This window comes from Microbulbifer sp. S227A (assembly GCF_049800935.1).
Window position 1 is genome coordinate 81,463 of sequence record NZ_JBNAFZ010000002.1, and the last position, 19,324, is coordinate 100,786.

Consider the following 19,324-nt stretch of genomic DNA (forward strand, 5'->3'; position numbering starts at 1 on the left):
AGCCCAAATGAAACTGGTACGATACGGTGCACCCGGCGCGGAAAAACCCGGCCTGATCGATGGGGACGGCACGCTGCGCGACCTGTCCGGCAAAGTTGCCGACATCGCGGGCGCGGCCCTGGATGATGCCACGCTCGATCAGCTGCGCGCGCTCGACGCCGCCAACCTCCCCGTGGTCGAGGGCAACCCGCGCCTTGGCCCCTGTGTCGGCGATATCGGAAAATTCCTGTGCATCGGGCTGAACTATTCCGACCACGCCGCCGAGACGGGTGCCGATATTCCCGAGCATCCGATCCTGTTTTTCAAGGCCAACTCGGCGGTGGTCGGCCCCAATGACACCGTCAGCATGCCGCGCGGTTCGACCCATACCGATTGGGAAGTCGAACTGGGCGTTGTGATCGGCAAGACCGCGAAATATGTCAGCGCCGCCGATGCGCTGGATCATGTGGCGGGCTATTGCGTGGTCAACGATGTCTCCGAACGGTATTTCCAGACCCAACTCACCGGCCAGTGGACCAAGGGCAAATCCTGTGACACTTTTGGCCCGACCGGCCCGTGGCTCGTCACCCGCGATGAAGTGCCCGATCCGCAAAAGCTCGACATGTGGCTGGATGTGAATGGCAAGCGGATGCAGACCGGCAATACCAGCACCATGATCTTTACCGTCGCGGAAATCATCGAACATCTGTCGGGGCTGATGACCCTGCATCCGGGCGACGTGATCTCGACCGGCACGCCTCCGGGTGTTGGCATGGGGATGAAACCCGAGCCGGTCTATCTGAAATCCGGGGACCGGATGGATGTGTGGATCGAAGGGCTGGGCCAACAGACCCAGACCGTGACCGAGGACAGCTGAGATGACCGCGAAACCCGATCTGCTGGTGATCGGCGGGGTAACCGAGCGCATGATGGGCCGGCTGACCGCCGAGTTCACCGTTCATGCGCTCTATGACCAACCGGACCAGGGCGCGTTCATGGCCGCGCATGGCACCGCGATCACCGCCGTTCTGACCAACGGTCATGACGGGTTGCGTCCTGACCTGATGGCGGCGCTGCCCAACCTGAAAATCGTGTCGAGCTATGGTGTCGGCTATGACGCCATCGACGCGACCGCCGCCGCCGAACGGGGCATCGTGGTGACCCACACGCCCAACGTGCTGAATGACGAGGTTGCCAATACCGCCCTGCTGCTGTGGTTCTCGGTCAGCCGGCGGCTGGTGCCAAATGACGCCTATGTGCGCGCCGGCCGATGGGAGGCCGAAGGCAACGCCCCGCTGTCCCGCTCGGTTCAGGGGCGCACCGTGGGCATTGTCGGGCTGGGTCGTATCGGGCAGGCCATTGCCGACCGGCTCGCGGTGTTTGACAGCACCGTGGTCTATCACTCGCGCAGCCCCAGGGATGTGCCCTATCGCTATTATGCCGATCTGACCGAGATGGCCGGCGATAGCGATGTGCTGATCTGCATCACACCGGGCGGGGCCGGGACAAGACACCTGATCAACAGGGACGTGATTGACGCGCTTGGCTCCGAGGGCATTCTGGTCAACGTCTCGCGCGGCTCGGTGGTGGATGAAACCGCCATGGTTCAGGCGTTGCGCGAGGGGCGGCTCGGCGGCGCCGGGCTTGATGTGTTCGAAGCGGAGCCGCGCGTCCCTTCCGAACTGTTCGACATGGACAACGTGGTGCTGCAACCCCACGTGGGCAGCGCCACCCATGAGACCCGGCAGGCGATGGGCGATCTGACCTGCGACAACCTCAGCCAATGGCTTGGTGATGGCAGCACCATCACGCCGGTGCCGGAGTGTCGGAACATCGGCTGAAACCCTGCGGGCTCTGGCAGGCTGCTAGAGCCCGAAACTGCCATAGGGAATGAACCGCACCGGATCTCCGGGCTGGATGTGCCGCTCTGCATCGCCGATCTCGACCAGGCCCTCGGCCCAGCTCAGCCCGCTGATCCGCCCGGATCCTTCCGATGCAAATACTTCGGCCCGCCCGTTCCGAATCCGCGCCCGCAGGTATTCACGCCGCCCCGGCTTCTTGCGCTTCCCGAACGCCGCGGGCACGTCGAACCCCTGCGGTTCCCGCCATTCGGCCCCGGCCAGCAGGCACATGGCCGGGCGGGCAAAGATCAGGGTACAGACCATCGCCGCCACCGGGTTTCCCGGCAGCCCGAATACCGGCACACCCCGCCACAGACCCAATGCCAGCGGCCGCCCCGGCTTGATCGCGATGCGCCATTCCTGCATCGCACCCGCCTCTTGCAACAACGCCGAAACATGGTCCTCGTCCCCTGCCGAGGCCCCACCGCTGGTCAGGATCACGTCCGCCGAGCCCGCCGCCGCATCCAGCCGCGCCCGCAGGGCCGCGCGGTCATCGGCCACCCGCCCCAGGTCCAGCGCCTCAAATCCAAAGGCCCGCGCCATCGACAGCAACATGGGCCGGTTGGCGTCGAAAATCTGACCCGTGGTCGCGGTATCCCCCGGCTCGACAAGTTCATCCCCGGTGGACAGGACCGCCACCCGCAATCGGTTGCGCACCGGCACATGCGCGATGCCGACCGCCGACAACAGGGCCATGTCCGCCGACGTGATCACCCGCCCCGCCGCAAGCGCGAGGTCGCCCGCGACAACGTCTTCCCCGGCCTTGCGAGTGTTGGCCCCCTGTTTCAACGGCCCGCGAAAGGCGATCTGGCGGCCATCGCAGGTCACATCCTCTTCGAGAATCACCGTGTCGACGCCCCCGGGCACCGCCGCCCCGGTCAGGATGCGGATCGCGTGACCGGCGGGCACCGACCCCGCAAAGGGAACACCCGCCGCCGCCCGCCCCTCGATCAGCGGCAGCACATGCGCGCCATCGACTATTGCCCCGGCAAACCCATAGCCATCCACGGCGGAATTCGGCTGGGGCGGGTTCGACCGCAGCGCCATCACGTCCCGCGCCAACACCCGGCCAAACGCCTGTTGCAGTGGCACGGTTTCATCCCCCGTCACCGGGTTCAGGCGGGTGCGCAACATCTCCAGCGCCGCGTCGACCGGGGTCCAGGCCACGCCTGCGGGCAGGGCGAAACAATCGTTACGCAAGGGCGGCGGCGCCAGCGGCTTGGCCCCCGTGCCGGTCTGTTTGTCCTGATGTTGCGACCCCATGTTCTGCCCTTTCCGCGCTGCGTCCGTCACCCGCGTTCCGCCAATCCCGGCGCCGAAAGCGCGGCCCGGCCCAATCGGCTCACAGACCCACCTCGGCAAGGATGAAATCCGCGATCCCCGTGGTATCATCCAGATCAAAGACCGGGCGATCCAGCGTGATTGCGGTATCGCTTGCCACTGCCCGGACGGTCGGATCGTCAGGCGCGATCAGCGCTTGGCCGACCTCGGCGCGATGGGTTTCGATCTTGGCATGCGCCTCGCGCTTGTAGCCCTCGACCAGCACCAGGTCGACCGGGGACAACCGCGCCAGCAGCTCCCGCATCCCCGGTTCCCGGTCCTCGCGCAGTTCGTGCATCAACGCCCAGCGTTTGCCCGACGCCAACAGAACCTCCTGCGCCCCGGCCACGCGATGCCGGTGGCTGTCCCGCCCCGGCTGATCCACGTCAAAGCTGTGATGGGCGTGTTTCAGGGTCGAAACGCTGAACCCCCGCTCGGAGATTTCGCGCACCAACCGTTCAACCAGCCCGGTCTTGCCGGTGTTTTTCCAGCCGACGATGCCAAACAGCTTCATGCCAGCACCCCTAGCATCTGTTCGGCACGCGCCAGGTCGTCGGGGGTGTTGACGTTGAAGAACGGGTCGATATCGGCAACCGGAAACACCGCCTCGCGCCCGCCATGACGCTCGGTCCAGAGCACCACCTTGCGCAGCCCGTCATTCAATGCCGCGCGCAGATCGTCGCGCAACGATACCGGCCACAAGCCGAACGTCGGGTGGCGAACCTGCCCGCGCCGCGCATCCGGTGTCGCCGCCAGCACCAAGGGGGCCGCCATGCCCTGCCCGGTCTCTTGCAGACGGGCAACGAGATCTGTCGGAAAGAACGGCGTATCCGCCGCCGCCGTCACAATGGCCTCTGCCCCCTGCGCCGCGGCCCAGTCTAGCCCGGCCAGAACCCCGGCCAGTGGTCCGGCAAAGCCCTCGATACTATCGGCCAGCACCGGCAGCCCACAGGCCTCGAACCGGGCCGGATCGCCATTTGCGTTCAGGGCCAGCCCCGCCACCTGCGGCGACAGCCGGTCGATGACCCGCGACAGCAGGGTCTGTCCACCCAGAGGCAGCACCCCCTTGTCACCGCCCCCCATCCGGGTTGCCCGCCCACCGGCCAGGATCACGCCCAGCGGCGCGCTCATGCGCGGGCACTCTTGCGGCGGTGTTTGCCGTCCTCCGCCGGGACCGACGCCGGGTCTACATCGCGCAGCAACCGCTCCTCTCCGGCCAGGCAGATGAACCGCTGCCCCCGCATCCGCCCGATCAGGGTCAGCCCAACCTGCCGCGCGATTTCCACGCCCCAGGCGGTAAATCCCGAGCGCGACGCCAGCACCGGGATCCCCATCATCGCCGTCTTGATCACCATTTCCGAGGTCAGCCGCCCGGTCGTATACAGGATCTTGTCATCCGCCGCCGTTGCGGTCTGCAACATCCAGCCGGCGATCTTGTCGACCGCGTTATGCCGGCCGACATCCTCCATGTAGACCAGCGGACGGTCCTGCCAACACAAGACGGTGCCATGGATCGCCCCGGCCTCGAGATAGAGCGACGGCGTGCGGTTGATCGTGGCCGCCAGCGCATAGAGCCAGCTGCTTCGCACCTGCGTTTGCGGCAGGGTGACGTCTTCAAGCCCGTCCATCATGTCACCAAACACCGTGCCGACGGCACAGCCCGAAGTTCGGGTCTTTTTGCGCAGTTTCTCTTCATAGCTGGTCTGGCGTTCGGTGCGCACCACAACGGTTTCCAGGTCTTCGTCGTAATCGACCCCGGTGATCCGGTCATCGGGCAACAGCATCCCCTGGTTTCTCAGAAACCCCAGGGCAAGATATTCCGGATAATCCCCGATCGTCATCGCCGTCACGATTTCCTGCGCGTTCAGGAAAATCGTCAGGGGGCGCTCCTCGACAACGTTGATGCGGCTGATTTCGCCTGCCTGGTCAATACCCTCGACGGCCCGTGTCAACCGGGGCGCCGTCGGGTCCGGTGCGATGAGGTAGCCCGAGATGTCCTGCTCTTTGGCCAATTGCAAACCTCTCCGTTCGTCGATAGTGCAGTCCGGCACAGTCTAGGGTCAACGCATGTCATCCACCACCGCGAAATCGTATTTCTGGAAAGGCGTCAGGGACAGCACTCCCTTTCTTTTTGTCGCCACGCCCTTTGGGCTGCTGTTCGGCGTGCTGGCGACCGAAGCGGGCCTGAAAGTCTCGGAAACCATGATTTTCACCATGACGGTGTTCGCCGGGGCCGCGCAGTTCGCGGCACTGCAACTCATGCAGGAAAACGCGCCGACCCTGATCGTTCTGGCCTCGGCGCTGGCGGTGAACCTTCGGGTTGCGATGTATTCCGCCTCGCTCACCCCCTATCTCGGAGCCGCGCCGGTCTGGCAGCGGGCGCTGGTGGCCTATTTCACCGTCGATCAATCCTATGCGCTGTCGGTATCGCAATTCGAAACACATCCCGAGATGAGCCTGCCTTCGCGGATCCGTTATTTCGCGGGCACCTGCGCGCTGATCGCGCCGTTCTGGTATGCCGCCACGCTGGTCGGGGCGCTGATGGGGGCAAGCATCCCGGAGAGCTGGGCGCTGGATTTCGCGTTGCCCATCGCCTTTCTGGCGATGATTGCGCCGATGTTGCGCACCGCCGCGCATGTGATCGCGGCGCTGGTGTCGATCGTGGTGTCGATTGCCGCCGCCGGCCTGCCCTATAATTCCGGCCTGCTGGTCGCCGGGATCATCGCGATGATGGCCGGCGCACGCACCGAACTCTGGCTCCAGCGGCGGGGATTGTGGACATGAGCATCGCCCCCGGCACCCTCTGGATCGTCATCATCGGGCTGGCCATCGGCAGCTTTGCCCTGCGGTTCGTGTTCATCGGATTGGTCGGTGACCGGCCCTTGCCCGCATGGCTGTTGCGGCACCTGCGCTATACCGCCGTGGCGATCCTGCCCGCGCTGGTCACGCCGCTGGTCATCTGGCCCGCGGCCACCGGCGGCACGCCCGACCTGCCGCGCATGGCGGCGGGGGCGGCAACTATCGGGGTCGGATTGCTGACCAAGAACGTGATCGCCGCCATCATTGCGGGGGCCGGCACGCTCTATGGTCTGCTCTACCTAGTCGGCTAGCGGGGTCACGCCCTCGTCCAGCGCCTTGTGCAGGTCCGGATCGTCATCCTCGTAATAGCGCGTGGTGGTGACGCCGGGGATCTCTTCGAACTGCGCCATCAGCTTGTTCGGGTACATCACCTGCCGGATCGATTCGAAACCCGACACCTGCGACAGCAGTTCGGATGTCGACGACGTGCATAGCGCATCCATCACCGGCCCGGCCTGCAACGCCAACTGATAGGCGATCTGGGCCTGTTCGGGGGACACGGCGATGGTCTGGCTGACCACGTGATAGGTGCTGCGGGCATGGGCGCTGCGATAGCCCTTTTCCATACCCGGCGTGATGCCGAACAACACGTCATGGCGCTCGGGCGTCGCTTCGGAATGGAACGATCCGGCGGGATCGAAAATCACCCGTTCAGAGGCATTGATCAGCAACGCGCTATGCGCGCCATTGCCGGTCCGGTTGTTGACCATCGTGTAGAGCGTCAGCGACGGCGGTCCGGAATGCCGGTACGAGGCACGCGCCACCACATCATCCGGGGCATAGACGCGCGGCTTGCTGCAACCGGCCACGACAAGGATCAGGGCCAGACAGGCAAAGACGGTTTTCATCGATGAAACAGGGGCGTCAGCGCGCAAAGATCGCGAGGAACACCAGGAATGCGAGGATACCCACAACGGCCCAGGTGGTGAACCGCATGAAGCCCTCGAAAGTCTTGGTCTGAACTTCGATATCCATCTCGCCGTGCTTGTATTCCGCCATCTCAGAAATCCTATTCGCGTTGCGTTGTCTCTTGTTATCGCATTCGCAAATCCCTGTCACCGCGTCAACCGGGCACGGCGCGGCAAATCCACGTCACTCCGCCCCGCCCAGTTGCAGGATCGAGCAATCGGGCCAGCCATAGCCCCACCGCCATGGCAACCCGGAACAGGGCCCCCCGCCGAATCGCACGGCGAGATACATGCTCTCGGCGATCACCTGATAGGCCTGCTCGACAGTGGCGACATCCACCTCGTAATGCGCCGCCAGCCGGGCCTTGCGGGTCTCGCCGGTCTGCACGACACAGCTGCGCAGGGCGGCATCAGCCTGCAATCGCGCATCATAGCTTGCATTGGCATCCTGGGCCCCGGTGATGTCGTGATAGGCCCGGTCATGGGTAACACAGCAGGATTCCCAGGGCGGGGCGGCTTGGTGAGCAGCGGCAAAATCCGGCAGCTGCGCCGAGACCAGCCGCCACACCCCGGACAGGCCGCCGCTACAGCCATCGGTCTCGAACGGGGCCAGTTCCGCCCCCTCATCGGCGATGGTATCGATCAGAACGCGGTGCGCCGGCATCTCGAGCGCCCGGCTGATCCCGCCGCTTTCGATCCCGCTTTCCTGCCCGGATACCGCATGGCACGGCACCAGCATCGCCAATGCCAGCACATTACGGTGACGCATCGCGATACTCCCTTGTATTGACCGACAGGCCAAGCTCTTCGGACATCCACAACACCAACCGCTCGGCAGTGCTCAGCTCGGCGCGGAACGCAAGAACCTGCCGTGCCAGCGCCGGTTCGTCAGTGATCAGCCCGTTCACCCCCATCGAAATCATCTTGGACATTTCCAGCGGGTCATTGACGGTCCAGACATAAAGGTCCTTGCCCGCCTCCTGAACGCTGCTCGCCAGCCAGGGGGTCGCGCGCGCCTTGCTCAGGGCGACGAAATCGCCGTCCAGCCGCGCCATGTCGCCCACGGCGGTTGCCGCCAGCACCCCGGCACGCCAGTCGGGTTCGAGCCGCAGCATCTTTTGCACCGCCGGATACTTCAACGACATTGTCGCGATATTGCCGACCATGCCGGTTTCCTTGACAAGTCCGATCACCCGGTTTTCGAGATCCTCGTCATAGCCATAATATTTCAACTCGATCAGGACCTTTGATCGCCCCTTCGCAAGTTCCAGAACATCGCGCAGCAACGGCGTCCGCTGGTCGGAATAGGCCGGATCGAACCAGCCACCGATGTCGATACCGGCAAGCTCCGGCATGGTCGCGTCCCAGATCTTGAGATCAACACCCGCCAGTTTCATGAAGTCGCTGTCATGCATGACCACGACCTGGCCATCGGCGGTTTCCTGGACATCGATTTCCACCCAGTCGGCCCCGTCCTGCAACGCCTTTTCCACCGAGGCCAGCGTATTTTCGGGGCGGCTGCCTGCCGCGCCGCGATGGGCGATGATCGTCACATCATCCTGCGTCGAGATCTCGTCCAGCAATTCCGCGGCAGACCAGAAGCCGAGCGCCACGAGCACGGCCAGCCCCGCGCCCAGCCATTTCAGACGAAGGGTCAAACGGGCCGCATCGGCCTTGCCAGCGGGCGCAAGATGGGCATGATCGGAAAAGAACCCGTTGACCACATGCGCCAGCGCGCCAAGCGACAGGGCCGAAACCGCGGTATTGGCCAGCCCCCACAGGCTTGCCATCGCCAGCGTCAGGGCCAGAACCAGCCGCAAGCCGCCCTCCGTCGGCAGCGGTATCAGGTTGAGAACAGCGGTCGCGATCACCCCCACCAGCGTCAAGAGCACCACCCGGATTGCCAGCCAGATCACGATGTCCCGCTGCAACCGGACCCGTTGCCCGGACATGCGCGCGGCGCTGGCGGCAAAGGCCCGGCGCGGCGACAGGTCTTCAAACAGCACGAGATGCAGCGACAACGCCCAGCCGGTCAGCGTCAGCAGCAAGACAATCGCCAGCACCAGGCCCAGCCCACCGATCAGCGCGCCGGCGATCCACGCCTGTGGCGGCATCTCGGTCAGGTAATAGTTGATGTCGTAATCCGACAGCAGCAGCCACGCAACACCCAGCCCGAGCAGCACGAAAGGCAAGGCAATCGCCAGGATGCGCAGCACGAACAGCACCGCAAAGGCAATCAACGGCCGGGTGCGCCGCAGTACCGCAACCAGCGCCGCGCGCGCCCGCGTAAGACGATCTCCCCGGTCCGCGCGCCAGAGCGCCGCCATCACGGCAAAGCCCAGAACCTCGATCAGCAGGAACAGCGCGATGACCACGATAGCGGCCACGAACCCGGCCGGCGTCAGAAAGAACCCGGCAATATCCTGATCGGTCAGCGCCGATTGATCGGACAGCGACACCGCGCGGTTGAGCAACGCCCCCAACAGCGGGGCAAGCACCGCATAGACCGCCAGCCGCAGGGCCAGGTAAAGCCCAGTGATGACAATGCCGCGCGACCACGCGGCGCGGTAGGCGGAAATCACCGTGGTCAATGCGGTCATGGGCGCAGGGCTCCTGTGGCGTGCCGGGCTGGTCCCATAGAACGCCAGCCCCCGCCAAGGTGCAAGACCGCGTCAGGCGTTTTCCAGATCCGCCGCCAGCCGGAACCCGATGCGATTGGCCGGAACATCCGCGCTCGGCCTGGGCAGGGCCCGCAACATCACGCTGAGCTGGCTCACATGCTGGATCAACTGGGTGCGGGCCCCGGTGCCGTCGCTGCCATAGAAGGTCACGATATCGGGATCGTAATATCCCAGCCCCTCGATCCGCAGCACCCCGGCCCCGCCGCCGACAAACCCCATGGCGACCTCGTGCTCGCCATCCAGCTGTTCCTCGAAATTGCGTATATACAGGATCAGCCGCTCATAGGCCCATTGCGCCGCGCTCTTGCCCGCAACCGGTTGTTTCAGGCGGTCCGGCACGCAATCCGGTGTCGTACATTTTTCGGGATCGGCGTGAACCTCGTGTATCCGGGGCAGAATATCGCCCTCGATGAGTTCGGCCGTTGTCTTGATATCGTCATCCATCTGAACCACCCTCTGCCTGGTACAGCCATGCGCCATCGTCGCCGCGGGTGCGGCTGACAAGGCCCGCATGGTAAAGATGGTTCACATGGGCCACCGCTTCAACCAGTGCCAGGCCATATTCGCCGGCCCCGATCCGCCGCTTGAACAGGGTCGGGAAACAGGCCGCCGCCGTCTGCGGTGTCTTGAGGAATTCCTGCAACCTGCGAAGCGCACCGTGGTGGTTCTCGATCAGCTGCTGCAACCGAAAGGGAAGACCGGTAAAGGGCAGCTTGTGGCCGCCCAGAACCAGATGGTCTTCACGCGCCAGTGGCAGCAACCTTTCGCACGCCTCGAGCCACCCCTCGAGCGGATCGGCCTCGGGTTCGGTGGCATAGACCCCGATATTGGGGCTGATCGAACACAGGATCTGATCGCCCGAGATCACCAGATTGTCGTCACGGCTCCAGAAGGTGGCATGTTCCGGGGCATGGCCATTGCCGATATGCACATCCCAGCAGCGCCCGCCCATGCGGATCGTATCACCCTGTTTTACCCGCCGGAATCCCAGCGGCATCGGGGCAACGATATCCGCGTAGTTGAACGGCTTTTCCCCGGTCCTCTGGGCGAGGATAGCCGCGTCCATCCCCGCGCTGCGCCAGAATTCGAGCGTTTCCGGCGGCGGTCTCTGCTGGTCATCCAGCAACAGCATCCGCGCAAACAGCCACGCGGTGCGGGTTGCGACCAGCTCGGCGCCATGGTCGCTCTGAAACCACCCGGCCAGCCCCACGTGATCGGGATGATGATGGGTGACGACCACGCGATGCACCGGCTTGCCCGCCAGCGGCCCGGCCATCAGGTCGGTCCAGATGCCCCGGCTGAGCTTGCTGTTGAACCCGGTGTCGATGATCGTCCAGCCGTCGCCATCATCCAGCGCATAGACATTCACGTGGTTCAGCTTCATCGGCAGAGGCAGGCGCATCCACAGCACGCCCTCGGCCACTTCTATCGCCTCTCCACGCTCGGGCGGAGCCTGCCAAGGATAGCGGATAACGGGTGTGGTCGCGCCATCCATGCTCATGCGCCCAACTCGTCAATACTCAGCGCGTAGAGATCCGCCGCACCCGCCTGGGCCTGCGCCAGCAGCCCCGCATGTTCCGGCAGCATCCGCGTGATATAGAACCGGGCCAGTTTTTCACGGGGGCCGTCACGGCCGGCCAGCGCCGCCATCACGTGGAAATGCCCGCCCAGAACCCGCGCAAAGGCCCGCAGATAGGGCACCGCCCCGGCAAAGCGGTCATTCATGTCGTTCTGCGATACCAGCCATTCCGTCGTTTCGCGCAAGGATTCGGTGGCCTGCCACACCGCCTCGGCCATCTCGGGGAATGTCGCCCGCGCGCCCTCTGCATGGGCCTCGATCTCGTCCAGCAGGCGCGATGCCGCCTCACCGCCATCCATCATCTTGCGCGCCACGAGATCCATTGCCTGGATGCCGTTGGTGCCTTCGTAGATCGCCGTCACCCGCACATCGCGATAGAATTGCGCCGCGCCGGTTTCCTCGATAAAGCCCATGCCGCCATGAACCTGCACGCCCGTCTCGGCGATCGCGATCCCCACATCGGTGCCAAAGGCCTTGGCAATCGGGGTCAGCAAGGCGGCGCGCGCGGCCCAATCCGCATCCCCCGTTGCCGTCTGCATGTCGATCGCCACCGCACAGGCCAGCAGGATGGCACGGGCCGCGAACAGGTCGGCTTTCATCGTGGTCAGCATCCGGCGCACATCGGCATGGTCGATGATGGTGCCGCTGGGGGTTTTCCCCTGTTTGCGCTCCTGCGCATAGGCCAGCGCGTGTTGATAGGCCCCTTCGGCCACGCCCACACCCTGTCCGCCGACACCCAGCCGCGCATTGTTCATCATCGTGAACATCGCCGCCATGCCGCCATGTTCCCGACCGACGAGCCAGCCGGTTGCGCCGTCATATTGCATCACGCAGGTCGGGCTGCCATGCAGGCCCATCTTGTGTTCGAGGCTCACCACCTTGAGGCTGTTGGCGACGCCGGCATTGCCCGCCTCGTCCGGCAGGCGCTTGGGCACGAGAAACAGGCTGATGCCCTTGGTGCCGGCAACCCCGTCGGGCAACCGGGCCAGCACGAGGTGACAGACATTGTCGGTGAAATCATTGTCACCCCAGCTGATGAAGATCTTCTGACCGGTGATCGCGTAGGTGCCGTCGTCGTTGCGTTCGGCGCGGGATGACAGCGCCCCCACATCCGATCCGGCCTGCGGCTCGGTCAGGTTCATGGTGCCCGCCCATTCGCCGCTGATCAGTTTCGGCAGATATAGATCGCGCAGCGCGTCGCTGGCGTGGTGCTCCAGCGCCTCGATCTGTCCCTGGCTCATCAGCGGGGCGAGTTGCAGCGACAGGCAGGCGGCGCTCATCATTTCATTGACGCTGGTGGTCACGGTCATCGGCAGCCCCATGCCGCCCTGCGCGGGGTTGCCGCTCATCCCGATCCAGCCGCCCTCGGCAATGGCCCGCCAACCCTCGGCAAAGCCCGGCGAGCTGCGCAACACGCCGTTCTCAAGACGCGCCGGGTGCAGATCGCCATTGCGTTGCACCGGGGCCATCACCTCTTCGCACATCTTGCCCGCCTCGGTCAGGATGGCGCTGACGAGATCGGGGGTGGCCTCGTCAAAACGCCCGGTTTCCGCGACCCGGTCAAAGCCGACAACATGGCGAAACAGGAACTCGTAGTCTTGGACAGGCGCGCGGTAGGGCATGACGGACCTCTTGAAATGACGGGCGGCGGGCTTGGCTTTGCCGGGTGTCGCCACTATGGAACGGGGTAGAAGCCATTGCAAACCAGCGCGCCCGCCTGCGCAACCGAAACGCCGCGTCACGGATATGTCCGAAGAATCCACCCTGATACTGTCCCCCTCGCCCGGCGACATGGCCCGGGCCGCCGGGCTGCTGCGCCGCGGCGAACCCGTCGCGTTCCCGACCGAGACGGTTTACGGGCTGGGCGCGGATGCGCGTTCGGGGCCGGCGGTGGCGCGGGTTTATGCAGCCAAGGGGCGACCGGCATTCAACCCGTTGATAGCGCATGTTCCGGATGTCGAAACGGCGCGGGAGCTGGTCATCTGGACGCCGATGGCCGACAAGCTGGCCCGGGCCTTCTGGCCCGGTCCCCTGACCCTGGTTCTGCCGCTGCGCGAGGGTCACGGCATTGCCTCGCTGGTCACTGCCGGTCTTGAGACATTGGCGGTGCGCGTTCCGGCGCATCCGACGGCGCAGGCGCTGCTGCGGGCTTTTGGCGGCCCGCTCGCCGCCCCCTCGGCGAACCCCTCGGGACGAATCAGCCCGACCACCGCCGCCCATGTCCTGGCCGGGCTGGACGGGGACATCGCCGCGCTGATCGATGACGGCGCTTGCGCGGTGGGGCTGGAATCCACGATTGTCGGGCTGATCGACAAGACCCTGCGCCTGTTGCGCCCCGGTGGCCTGGCGGCGGAACCGATCGAAGCGGTGATCGGTCGGCCCTTGCAGCAACATGCAACCACGGATGCGCTCGTGGCGCCGGGACAGCTCTTGTCGCATTATGCGCCCAGGGCGGCGATGCGGCTGAATGCAGAGGAGTCGCGCAGGGGCGAACTGTTGCTGGGGTTCGGCAATGTGGAGGGTGAGCTGAACCTGTCACCGGGCGGAGACCTGGCCGAGGCGGCGGCCAATCTCTTTGATCACCTGCACCGCCTGGACCAGATCGGGCGCCCCATCGCGGTGGCACGGATCCCCGGTCACGGGTTGGGCGCGGCGATCAACGACCGGCTGAAACGGGCGGCGGCACCCCGCGATACCTAGGGGCTGATACGGTCATGGGATGAGGGGCGCTGCCCCTCAAACTCCCCGGAGTATTTGCACAAAGATGAAGATCAGGCGTGCCCGGCACTTGCCGAGAGGCTGAGGGGATCGACGCCGAGCGAGTGCAGGGCCGCGCCCCATTTTTCCTCGTCGGCCATGTCAAAGACCAGTTTCGCGTCGGCATCGGCAGTGAGCCAGCCATTCATCGAGATCTCGCCTTCGAGCTGGCCGGGCCCCCAGCCGGCATAGCCAAGCAGCATCAGACCACGTTCCGGGCCCTGGCCGGTGGCGATATCTTCGAGGATGTCGAGCGTTGCGGTCATGCTGAATTCATCGGAAATCGACAGGGATTGCAGGTTGGAGCGGTAATCCGGCGAGTGCAGCACGAAGCCGCGCGCACCCTCGACCGGGCCGCCGAAATAGACCGACATGTCGCGCGCCGGTTGTTCGGGCGCGATGTCGAGCTGTTCGAGCAGGTGCGACAGCCGCACGTCCTGGGCCGGTTTGTTCACGATCAGGCCCATGGCCCCCTCGGCACCGTGGCTGCAAAGGAAGATCACCGCATGTTCGAACCGCATGTCCCCCATGCCCGGCATCGCGATCAGCAGTTTTCCGGTCAGGTCCATTTGATGTCCAGATGTCGTATCAGCAATGCCCATGCATTCAACATGGCCCCAGCCCCCGCGCGGTGCAAGAGTCAGTTGGCCGAATTGCCGGCTTGTCATGGAATTGACCGGAACGTGACTTGGCATTTCGGCGGTGAGCGCGCATGTAGAGGCCATGAGATCACCTGTTCCCTCCTTGTTGGCGCTGGCCGCCACGCTGACCCTGGCGGCGATGCCGCTGTCCGCGCAGGTCAGGGTGGATGACCTGGTGCGGGCAGACGTCCTGGATGGCGGGCTGACCAAGCGCGGCACCTATATCACGGCGCTGCGCCTGACCCTGTCGGATGGGTGGAAGACCTATTGGCGCGCCCCCGGGGATGCGGGCATTCCACCGCAATTCGATTGGGGCAGGTCCCAGAACCTTGGGGCGCTCCGGATCACCTGGCCAACGCCGCGCGTGTTTGACCAGAACGGCATGCAGAGCATCGGTTATGACCGGCAGCTGGTTTTGCCGGTCGAGATCACGCCGGCCGACCCGCAGCGTCCCGTGCGGTTGCGAGGCAAGGTCGAGGTGGGGATCTGCAAGGATATCTGCGTACCCGGCACGCTTGCGGTGGATCATGAGCTGGATGCCGGGGCCGATCGCAACCCGGCGATCGTCGCGGCGCTTGCACAGCGCCCGTTCACCCGCAAGGAGGCCGGGGTGACGTCGGCCAGCTGCCGCCTGGCGCCGGTCGAGGGCGGGATGCGGATCGAGGCGCGCATCGCCATGCCGTCGGCCGGGGGACCCGAGATTGCCGTGATCGAACCGGGAAGCCCGCGCATCTGGGCGTCGCAGACCGAGACCCGGCGCGATGGCGGCACGCTGGTGGCCACGAGCGAGCTGGTCCCGGTGACGGGCGGTCCGCTGGCGGTGGATCGCTCGGCGGTGCGCATCACGGTGCTGGGACAGCGGCACGCGGTGGATATCCGCGGCTGCACCCCCGGGTAACGTGATGTCCCAACGGCCCAAGCTTGGCGCGATCGCAGTGGTGATTTCCGAAGGTCACGTGCTGTTGGCGCGGCGCAGGAACCCGCCCGATGCCGGGCTGTGGGGCTATCCGGGTGGCCATGTGGAGTTTGGCGAAACCGCGCTCGCCGCCGCTGCACGCGAGTTGAAAGAGGAAACCGGGATCGTTGCCACCCCCGTCGACTATGTCACCAATATCGACGTGATCGGGCGCGATGCCGAGGGCGGCCCGTCGCTCCATTACCTGCTGGCCGCGGTACGCTGCGATTATGTCGGCGGATCGCCGATCCCGGCGGATGATGTCGCGGAGGCGGCGTGGTTTCCGTTTGAGCGGGTCCGCAGCGGTGACATCCCGATGAGCGAACGTGTCGCCGAGGTGATGGATCAGGCCATCGCCCTGCGACGGTAGGCCAGCACCGCGCCCAGCCACGCCAGTATCACGATCAGCAACGCGCCGGGCACAAAGGCCAGCAGGGCCGCGCGCATCGGTGCCATGTCTTGCAGCATAGGCACGAGGCCGGTCAGCGGTGCGGGCAATGCGCCGGTAAGCGCGGTCAGCCCCAGCGTGGCCCCCATCCATGCAGCCAGAAACATGCCCGTCGTCCAGATGACCCCGCGCACGGTAGTTGCCGGGCTGCGCAGGGCGCGGCGCAATGCGGCCAATGGCCGGGCGATATCCTGTTGCGCCGCCACCAGGGCCGGCACCACGAGCAGCACCAGCACCATGCCAAAGGCCAGCCCGTAGACCAGCGTGATCACCGTGGGTTTGAGGAATTGCGCCTGCTGGCTTTGCTCGAACAGCAGCGGTGCCAACCCGAGAACCGTGGTCAGCGTGGTCAGCATCACCGGGCGCAACCGGTCGGTCGCACCTTCGATGATCGATTGCATCAGGCCGCGTTCACGGGCGTATTGGTCGATCGTGGTGACCAGAACGATGGAATCGTTGATGATGATCCCGGTCATCCCCAACAGCCCGACAACGGTGAACATGCTGAGCGGCACGTCCCAATGGTGATGCCCCCAGATCGTCCCGACCAGCCCGAAGGGAATGATCGCCATCACCACCAGCGGGCGCGTCCAGCTTGCAAAGACCCAGGCCAGCACCAGGTAAATCCCCGTGAGGCACAGGATCAGCCCGTTGCGCGCATCGGTGAGGAAATCGCTTTCCTGTTCGCTCAGCCCGGAAAGGCGCCAGTCCACCTGCCGTTCACTGGCAATTCTCGGCAGGATTTCGGTTTCCAGCGCGGTCTGGATTTCCACCGCACGGGCCGGGTCATCCTCGGCGATGTCGCCGGTGACCGAGATCAGCCGGATGCCGTTCTCGCGCCGCACCGTGGAAAAGCCGGTGCGCTGCGCAACGCTGACGACATCCGACAGTGGCACATAGACCCCACCGGGCGTGCGCATATAGGTGCGTTCAAGGAAATCGGCACTCAGTTCCCCTTGGGGGAGTTCCACCCGGATCGTCGCGCTGCGCGGACCGTCGGGATAGGTCGCGGCCTCGATCCCGTTCAGCCGCGACCGCAAGGCCCGTCCGAGCGTGTCGATGGTAAAGCCAAGGGCCTGCCCGCGGGGTGTCAGATCAAGGATCAGCTCTTCCTTGTCATAGGCCAGATTGTCCTCGACCGCCGACACTTCGGGATAGCGCAGCAAGGCCGCCTGCAAATCCTGGCTGGCGGCCTTGAGCGTCTGCACATCCGCGCCATGAAACTGCACGTCCAGCGCATCGCCACCCGGCCCCGAGCGCCAGCCCCGGAACGACACGATCTCGGCCAGGGGATGACGGCGCACGCGGTCCTGAAGCTCGCCGACAAAGGCAAAACTCGAATAGGGGCGCAGGTCCGCATCAATCAATTCGATGGCGATACCGCCCAGCAGGTCGCTGTCCTTGGTCTCCGCGCCGGGCAGGTTGCGGCCCGAATTGCCACCGGTTTCCGCCATCACGTAGAGCAGCGGGTTGGTGCCGTATCGGTCCTCATAGTCCCTGCCCAGTTCCTCGGTCGCCCGCTGCATTTCGCGCATCATGGCAAGGGTATCGGCGCGCACCGCGCCTTCGACCATCGCGAAGTTTCCGGTCACGGAACCGCGTTCGGGCGCGTTGAAGAACCGCCACTGCACATCGCCCCGGATGAACACCGCGACCTGGCTGGCCAGCACCGCCACCGCCGCCGCCAGCACCACGTAGCGCGCCCTGATGACCCAGCCCATGAAGGGCGCGAACAGCCGGTCGCGCACCCAGCGGAACCCGCGATTGACCGCCCGGTTGGGCCAGTCATACCAATGCTCTTTCGCGGAATGGGCAATGGCGTGTGACATGTGATTGGGCAGGATCAGGAAACATTCGACCAGCGACGCGATCAGCACCGCGATCACGGTAAAGGGGATATCCCGGATCAGGTCGCCAAAGCGCCCCCCCACTGCGGTCAGCCCGAAAAACGCGATCACCGTTGTCAGCGTTGCGGCAAAGACCGGCATTGCCATGCGCCGCGCGGCATTCTCGGCGGCGGCAACCGGATGCTCGCCCAGCCGCCGGGCCCTGAAATCCGCGTGTTCACCGACCACGATGGCATCATCCACCACGATCCCCAGCGTGATGATCAGGCCAAAGAGGCTGACCATGTTGATGGTCAGCCCCCCCACATACATCAGTGCAATCGCGGCAAACATCGCCACCGGTATCCCGGCTGCGACCCAGAATGCCGTGCGCGCGTTGAGAAACAGGAACAACAGCGCCACCACGAGGCCAAGCCCCATGATGCCGTTATCCACGAGGATGTTCAGCCGACCGCTGATCGCTTCGGCACGGGTGCGGATCAGGTCGATGGTAACCCCGGCCGGCAGGCTGAGCAGCATGTCGGCGGCGACAACTTCGACCTGTCGCTGGATGCCGATGGCGTCGCCCTGGTCCGAGCGATCCACGCGGATCGACATGGCGGGGTTGTCACCGACGAAATAGCTGCGGTTGCGGTCCACGCCCTCGACCCGGATCGTGGCGACATCGCCCACCGTCAGCTTGGACCCATCGTCATTTGACCGCAGAACGATCCCGGCAATGTCATCGGGCGCGCGTTTCTGGGTGCCGGTGCGCACCCGTGCATTGGCGCCGGTCACGTCACCCGCCGGGCTGGTTTCGACTTCGGCCGCGATGGCCTCGGCGATCTCCGCCATGCTGATATCATTGCGGATCAGCTTGACCGACGGCACCTCGATCAGGGTCTGCGGTGCGGCAACGCCGCGGATTGTCGTCCGTGTCACGCCCACCGCGAACAGGCGATTGACGAATTCATCGGCAAACAACGCCAGTTGCCCGGCACCGATGGGGCCGGTGATCACCACGTCGGTCACCCGGTCCCGCCACGCGCCACGCCGCACAGTGGGCTCTTCTGCCTCGTCCGGCAGGGTGGTCACCGCGTCCACCGCCGCCTGGGTGTCATCCGCCGCCCGCGCCATGTCCCAGCCCGGTTCGAATTCGAGCACGATGGTTGCAATGCCCTCGCGCGAGGTCGAGGACGAGCTTTCGACGCCATCCACCGCCAACAACGTCGGTTCGAGCACCTGCACGATTGCGCCGTCCACGTCCTCGGGGCCCGCGCCCTCCCATTCGACGCGCACCGTCACCTCGTCGACGATCACATCGGGAAAGAACTGTGCCCGCATGTTCGGGATCGCCGCCGCGCCCAGAACCAGCATGACCAGCAACAACAGGTTCGCAACCGTGCGATGCCGGGTAAAGTAGGACAGAACGCCGCCAGCGGCCCTTGGAATGTCGCGCGCCATCCCCGA

General features: G+C 65.3%; 20 protein-coding genes. 7 read left to right on the forward strand and 13 right to left on the reverse strand.

Annotation, left to right across the window (positions count from 1 at the left end):
* Nucleotides 1-7: 7 nt before the first annotated feature.
* Both ACP15R_RS05175 and ACP15R_RS05180 read left to right on the forward strand, forming a co-directional pair.
* Complete coding sequence (locus ACP15R_RS05175; protein ID WP_424985322.1) at nucleotides 8-856, forward strand: fumarylacetoacetate hydrolase family protein; 849 nt, start codon at nucleotides 8-10, stop codon at nucleotides 854-856.
* A gap of 1 nt (nucleotide 857) precedes the next feature.
* Complete coding sequence (locus ACP15R_RS05180) at nucleotides 858-1,820, forward strand: 2-hydroxyacid dehydrogenase (RefSeq protein ID WP_424985323.1); 963 nt, start codon at nucleotides 858-860, stop codon at nucleotides 1,818-1,820.
* Nucleotides 1,821-1,844: 24 nt separating this feature from the next.
* Here ACP15R_RS05180 and glp read toward each other — a convergent pair whose 3' ends face one another.
* The 4 genes from glp to ACP15R_RS05200 form a co-directional block, all read right to left on the reverse strand.
* A complete protein-coding gene (gene glp, locus ACP15R_RS05185) occupies nucleotides 1,845-3,143 on the reverse strand; it encodes a gephyrin-like molybdotransferase Glp (RefSeq protein WP_424985324.1) in 1,299 nt (432 codons plus the stop codon).
* 79 nt (nucleotides 3,144-3,222) lie between these two features.
* A complete protein-coding gene (gene mobB / locus ACP15R_RS05190; RefSeq protein WP_424985325.1) occupies nucleotides 3,223-3,714 on the reverse strand; it encodes a molybdopterin-guanine dinucleotide biosynthesis protein B in 492 nt (163 codons plus the stop codon).
* Nucleotides 3,711-4,331, reverse strand: coding sequence for a molybdenum cofactor guanylyltransferase MobA (gene mobA, locus ACP15R_RS05195; protein ID WP_424985326.1), 621 nt, complete (start codon nucleotides 4,329-4,331; stop codon nucleotides 3,711-3,713). Before mobA ends, mobB begins: the two co-directional genes overlap by 4 nt.
* Complete coding sequence (locus ACP15R_RS05200) at nucleotides 4,328-5,212, reverse strand: formate dehydrogenase accessory sulfurtransferase FdhD (protein WP_424985327.1); 885 nt, start codon at nucleotides 5,210-5,212, stop codon at nucleotides 4,328-4,330. The genes mobA and ACP15R_RS05200 overlap by 4 nt, the downstream gene beginning before the upstream one ends.
* Nucleotides 5,213-5,267: 55 nt before the next feature.
* Between ACP15R_RS05200 and ACP15R_RS05205 the strand changes: the two genes are divergently transcribed.
* Together ACP15R_RS05205 and ACP15R_RS05210 are read left to right on the forward strand one after the other, a co-directional pair.
* Nucleotides 5,268-5,984, forward strand: a complete 717-nt coding sequence (locus ACP15R_RS05205; protein ID WP_424985328.1) for an AzlC family ABC transporter permease — start codon at nucleotides 5,268-5,270, stop codon at nucleotides 5,982-5,984.
* On the forward strand, nucleotides 5,981-6,310 hold the full coding sequence (locus tag ACP15R_RS05210; RefSeq protein WP_424985329.1) for an AzlD domain-containing protein: 330 nt from the start codon (nucleotides 5,981-5,983) through the stop codon (nucleotides 6,308-6,310). Before ACP15R_RS05205 ends, ACP15R_RS05210 begins: the two co-directional genes overlap by 4 nt.
* On the opposite strand, the gene ACP15R_RS05215 is transcribed toward ACP15R_RS05210, so the two are convergent.
* From ACP15R_RS05215 to ACP15R_RS05245, 7 genes are all read right to left on the reverse strand, one after another.
* Nucleotides 6,299-6,907, reverse strand: a complete 609-nt coding sequence (locus ACP15R_RS05215; RefSeq protein ID WP_424985330.1) for a hypothetical protein — start codon at nucleotides 6,905-6,907, stop codon at nucleotides 6,299-6,301. The two genes, ACP15R_RS05210 and ACP15R_RS05215, sit on opposite strands and share 12 nt — an antisense overlap.
* 16 nt (nucleotides 6,908-6,923) lie before the next feature.
* A complete protein-coding gene (locus tag ACP15R_RS05220; RefSeq protein WP_424985331.1) occupies nucleotides 6,924-7,058 on the reverse strand; it encodes an aa3-type cytochrome c oxidase subunit IV in 135 nt (44 codons plus the stop codon).
* Nucleotides 7,059-7,151: 93 nt separating this feature from the next.
* Complete coding sequence (locus tag ACP15R_RS05225; RefSeq protein ID WP_424985332.1) at nucleotides 7,152-7,736, reverse strand: hypothetical protein; 585 nt, start codon at nucleotides 7,734-7,736, stop codon at nucleotides 7,152-7,154.
* Nucleotides 7,723-9,567 carry a glycerophosphodiester phosphodiesterase family protein gene (locus ACP15R_RS05230; protein ID WP_424985333.1) on the reverse strand — a complete coding sequence of 615 codons (1,845 nt, stop codon included), beginning with the start codon at nucleotides 9,565-9,567 and terminating at the stop codon, nucleotides 7,723-7,725. Before ACP15R_RS05230 ends, ACP15R_RS05225 begins: the two co-directional genes overlap by 14 nt.
* A gap of 72 nt (nucleotides 9,568-9,639) precedes the next feature.
* Entirely contained in the window at nucleotides 9,640-10,092 is a 453-nt protein-coding gene (locus tag ACP15R_RS05235) for a DUF6173 family protein (RefSeq protein ID WP_424985334.1), read from the reverse strand.
* Nucleotides 10,085-11,149: an MBL fold metallo-hydrolase gene (locus ACP15R_RS05240; protein ID WP_424985335.1), complete on the reverse strand. Its 1,065-nt coding sequence runs from the start codon at nucleotides 11,147-11,149 to the stop codon at nucleotides 10,085-10,087. Before ACP15R_RS05240 ends, ACP15R_RS05235 begins: the two co-directional genes overlap by 8 nt.
* Nucleotides 11,146-12,849 (reverse strand): acyl-CoA dehydrogenase, encoded by a 1,704-nt coding sequence (locus ACP15R_RS05245; protein WP_424985336.1) that lies wholly within the window; start codon nucleotides 12,847-12,849, stop codon nucleotides 11,146-11,148. The genes ACP15R_RS05240 and ACP15R_RS05245 overlap by 4 nt, the downstream gene beginning before the upstream one ends.
* Before the next feature lie 124 nt (nucleotides 12,850-12,973).
* Between ACP15R_RS05245 and ACP15R_RS05250 the strand changes: the two genes are divergently transcribed.
* The gene (locus tag ACP15R_RS05250) at nucleotides 12,974-13,927 is read left to right on the forward strand and encodes an L-threonylcarbamoyladenylate synthase (RefSeq protein ID WP_424985337.1); all 954 of its coding nucleotides are present in this window, start codon (nucleotides 12,974-12,976) and stop codon (nucleotides 13,925-13,927) included.
* A 71-nt stretch (nucleotides 13,928-13,998) separates the two neighbouring features.
* Here ACP15R_RS05250 and ACP15R_RS05255 read toward each other — a convergent pair whose 3' ends face one another.
* Entirely contained in the window at nucleotides 13,999-14,553 is a 555-nt protein-coding gene (locus tag ACP15R_RS05255; protein ID WP_424985338.1) for a YqgE/AlgH family protein, read from the reverse strand.
* A 154-nt stretch (nucleotides 14,554-14,707) separates the two neighbouring features.
* Here ACP15R_RS05255 and ACP15R_RS05260 point away from each other — a divergent pair, with 154 nt between their 5' ends.
* Both ACP15R_RS05260 and ACP15R_RS05265 read left to right on the forward strand, forming a co-directional pair.
* Entirely contained in the window at nucleotides 14,708-15,523 is an 816-nt protein-coding gene (locus ACP15R_RS05260) for a protein-disulfide reductase DsbD domain-containing protein (RefSeq protein WP_424985339.1), read from the forward strand.
* A gap of 4 nt (nucleotides 15,524-15,527) precedes the next feature.
* On the forward strand, nucleotides 15,528-15,950 hold the full coding sequence (locus ACP15R_RS05265; protein ID WP_424985340.1) for an NUDIX hydrolase: 423 nt from the start codon (nucleotides 15,528-15,530) through the stop codon (nucleotides 15,948-15,950).
* On the opposite strand, the gene ACP15R_RS05270 is transcribed toward ACP15R_RS05265, so the two are convergent.
* Nucleotides 15,926-19,318 carry an efflux RND transporter permease subunit gene (locus ACP15R_RS05270; protein ID WP_424985341.1) on the reverse strand — a complete coding sequence of 1,131 codons (3,393 nt, stop codon included), beginning with the start codon at nucleotides 19,316-19,318 and terminating at the stop codon, nucleotides 15,926-15,928. The genes ACP15R_RS05265 and ACP15R_RS05270 overlap by 25 nt on opposite strands.
* Nucleotides 19,319-19,324: the final 6 nt, after the last annotated feature.

What these genes read in the sequence shown, in the direction of transcription:
- mobA (WP_424985326.1), bottom strand. Translation starts at nt 4,331, where the DNA reads ATGAGCGCGCCGCTGGGCGTGATCCTGGCCGGTGGGCGGGCAACCCGG.
- ACP15R_RS05250 (WP_424985337.1), top strand. Translation starts at nt 12,974, where the DNA reads ATGTCCGAAGAATCCACCCTGATACTGTCCCCCTCGCCCGGCGACATG.
- ACP15R_RS05210 (WP_424985329.1), top strand. Translation starts at nt 5,981, where the DNA reads ATGAGCATCGCCCCCGGCACCCTCTGGATCGTCATCATCGGGCTGGCC.
- ACP15R_RS05205 (WP_424985328.1), top strand. Translation starts at nt 5,268, where the DNA reads ATGTCATCCACCACCGCGAAATCGTATTTCTGGAAAGGCGTCAGGGAC.
- ACP15R_RS05245 (WP_424985336.1), bottom strand. Translation starts at nt 12,849, where the DNA reads ATGCCCTACCGCGCGCCTGTCCAAGACTACGAGTTCCTGTTTCGCCAT.
- ACP15R_RS05265 (WP_424985340.1), top strand. Translation starts at nt 15,528, where the DNA reads ATGTCCCAACGGCCCAAGCTTGGCGCGATCGCAGTGGTGATTTCCGAA.
- glp (WP_424985324.1), bottom strand. Translation starts at nt 3,143, where the DNA reads ATGGGGTCGCAACATCAGGACAAACAGACCGGCACGGGGGCCAAGCCG.
- mobB (WP_424985325.1), bottom strand. Translation starts at nt 3,714, where the DNA reads ATGAAGCTGTTTGGCATCGTCGGCTGGAAAAACACCGGCAAGACCGGG.
- ACP15R_RS05220 (WP_424985331.1), bottom strand. Translation starts at nt 7,058, where the DNA reads ATGGCGGAATACAAGCACGGCGAGATGGATATCGAAGTTCAGACCAAG.
- ACP15R_RS05240 (WP_424985335.1), bottom strand. Translation starts at nt 11,149, where the DNA reads ATGAGCATGGATGGCGCGACCACACCCGTTATCCGCTATCCTTGGCAG.
- ACP15R_RS05270 (WP_424985341.1), bottom strand. Translation starts at nt 19,318, where the DNA reads ATGGCGCGCGACATTCCAAGGGCCGCTGGCGGCGTTCTGTCCTACTTT.
- ACP15R_RS05180 (WP_424985323.1), top strand. Translation starts at nt 858, where the DNA reads ATGACCGCGAAACCCGATCTGCTGGTGATCGGCGGGGTAACCGAGCGC.
- ACP15R_RS05215 (WP_424985330.1), bottom strand. Translation starts at nt 6,907, where the DNA reads ATGAAAACCGTCTTTGCCTGTCTGGCCCTGATCCTTGTCGTGGCCGGT.
- ACP15R_RS05260 (WP_424985339.1), top strand. Translation starts at nt 14,708, where the DNA reads ATGAGATCACCTGTTCCCTCCTTGTTGGCGCTGGCCGCCACGCTGACC.
- ACP15R_RS05225 (WP_424985332.1), bottom strand. Translation starts at nt 7,736, where the DNA reads ATGCGTCACCGTAATGTGCTGGCATTGGCGATGCTGGTGCCGTGCCAT.
- ACP15R_RS05175 (WP_424985322.1), top strand. Translation starts at nt 8, where the DNA reads ATGAAACTGGTACGATACGGTGCACCCGGCGCGGAAAAACCCGGCCTG.
- ACP15R_RS05255 (WP_424985338.1), bottom strand. Translation starts at nt 14,553, where the DNA reads ATGGACCTGACCGGAAAACTGCTGATCGCGATGCCGGGCATGGGGGAC.
- ACP15R_RS05235 (WP_424985334.1), bottom strand. Translation starts at nt 10,092, where the DNA reads ATGGATGACGATATCAAGACAACGGCCGAACTCATCGAGGGCGATATT.
- ACP15R_RS05230 (WP_424985333.1), bottom strand. Translation starts at nt 9,567, where the DNA reads ATGACCGCATTGACCACGGTGATTTCCGCCTACCGCGCCGCGTGGTCG.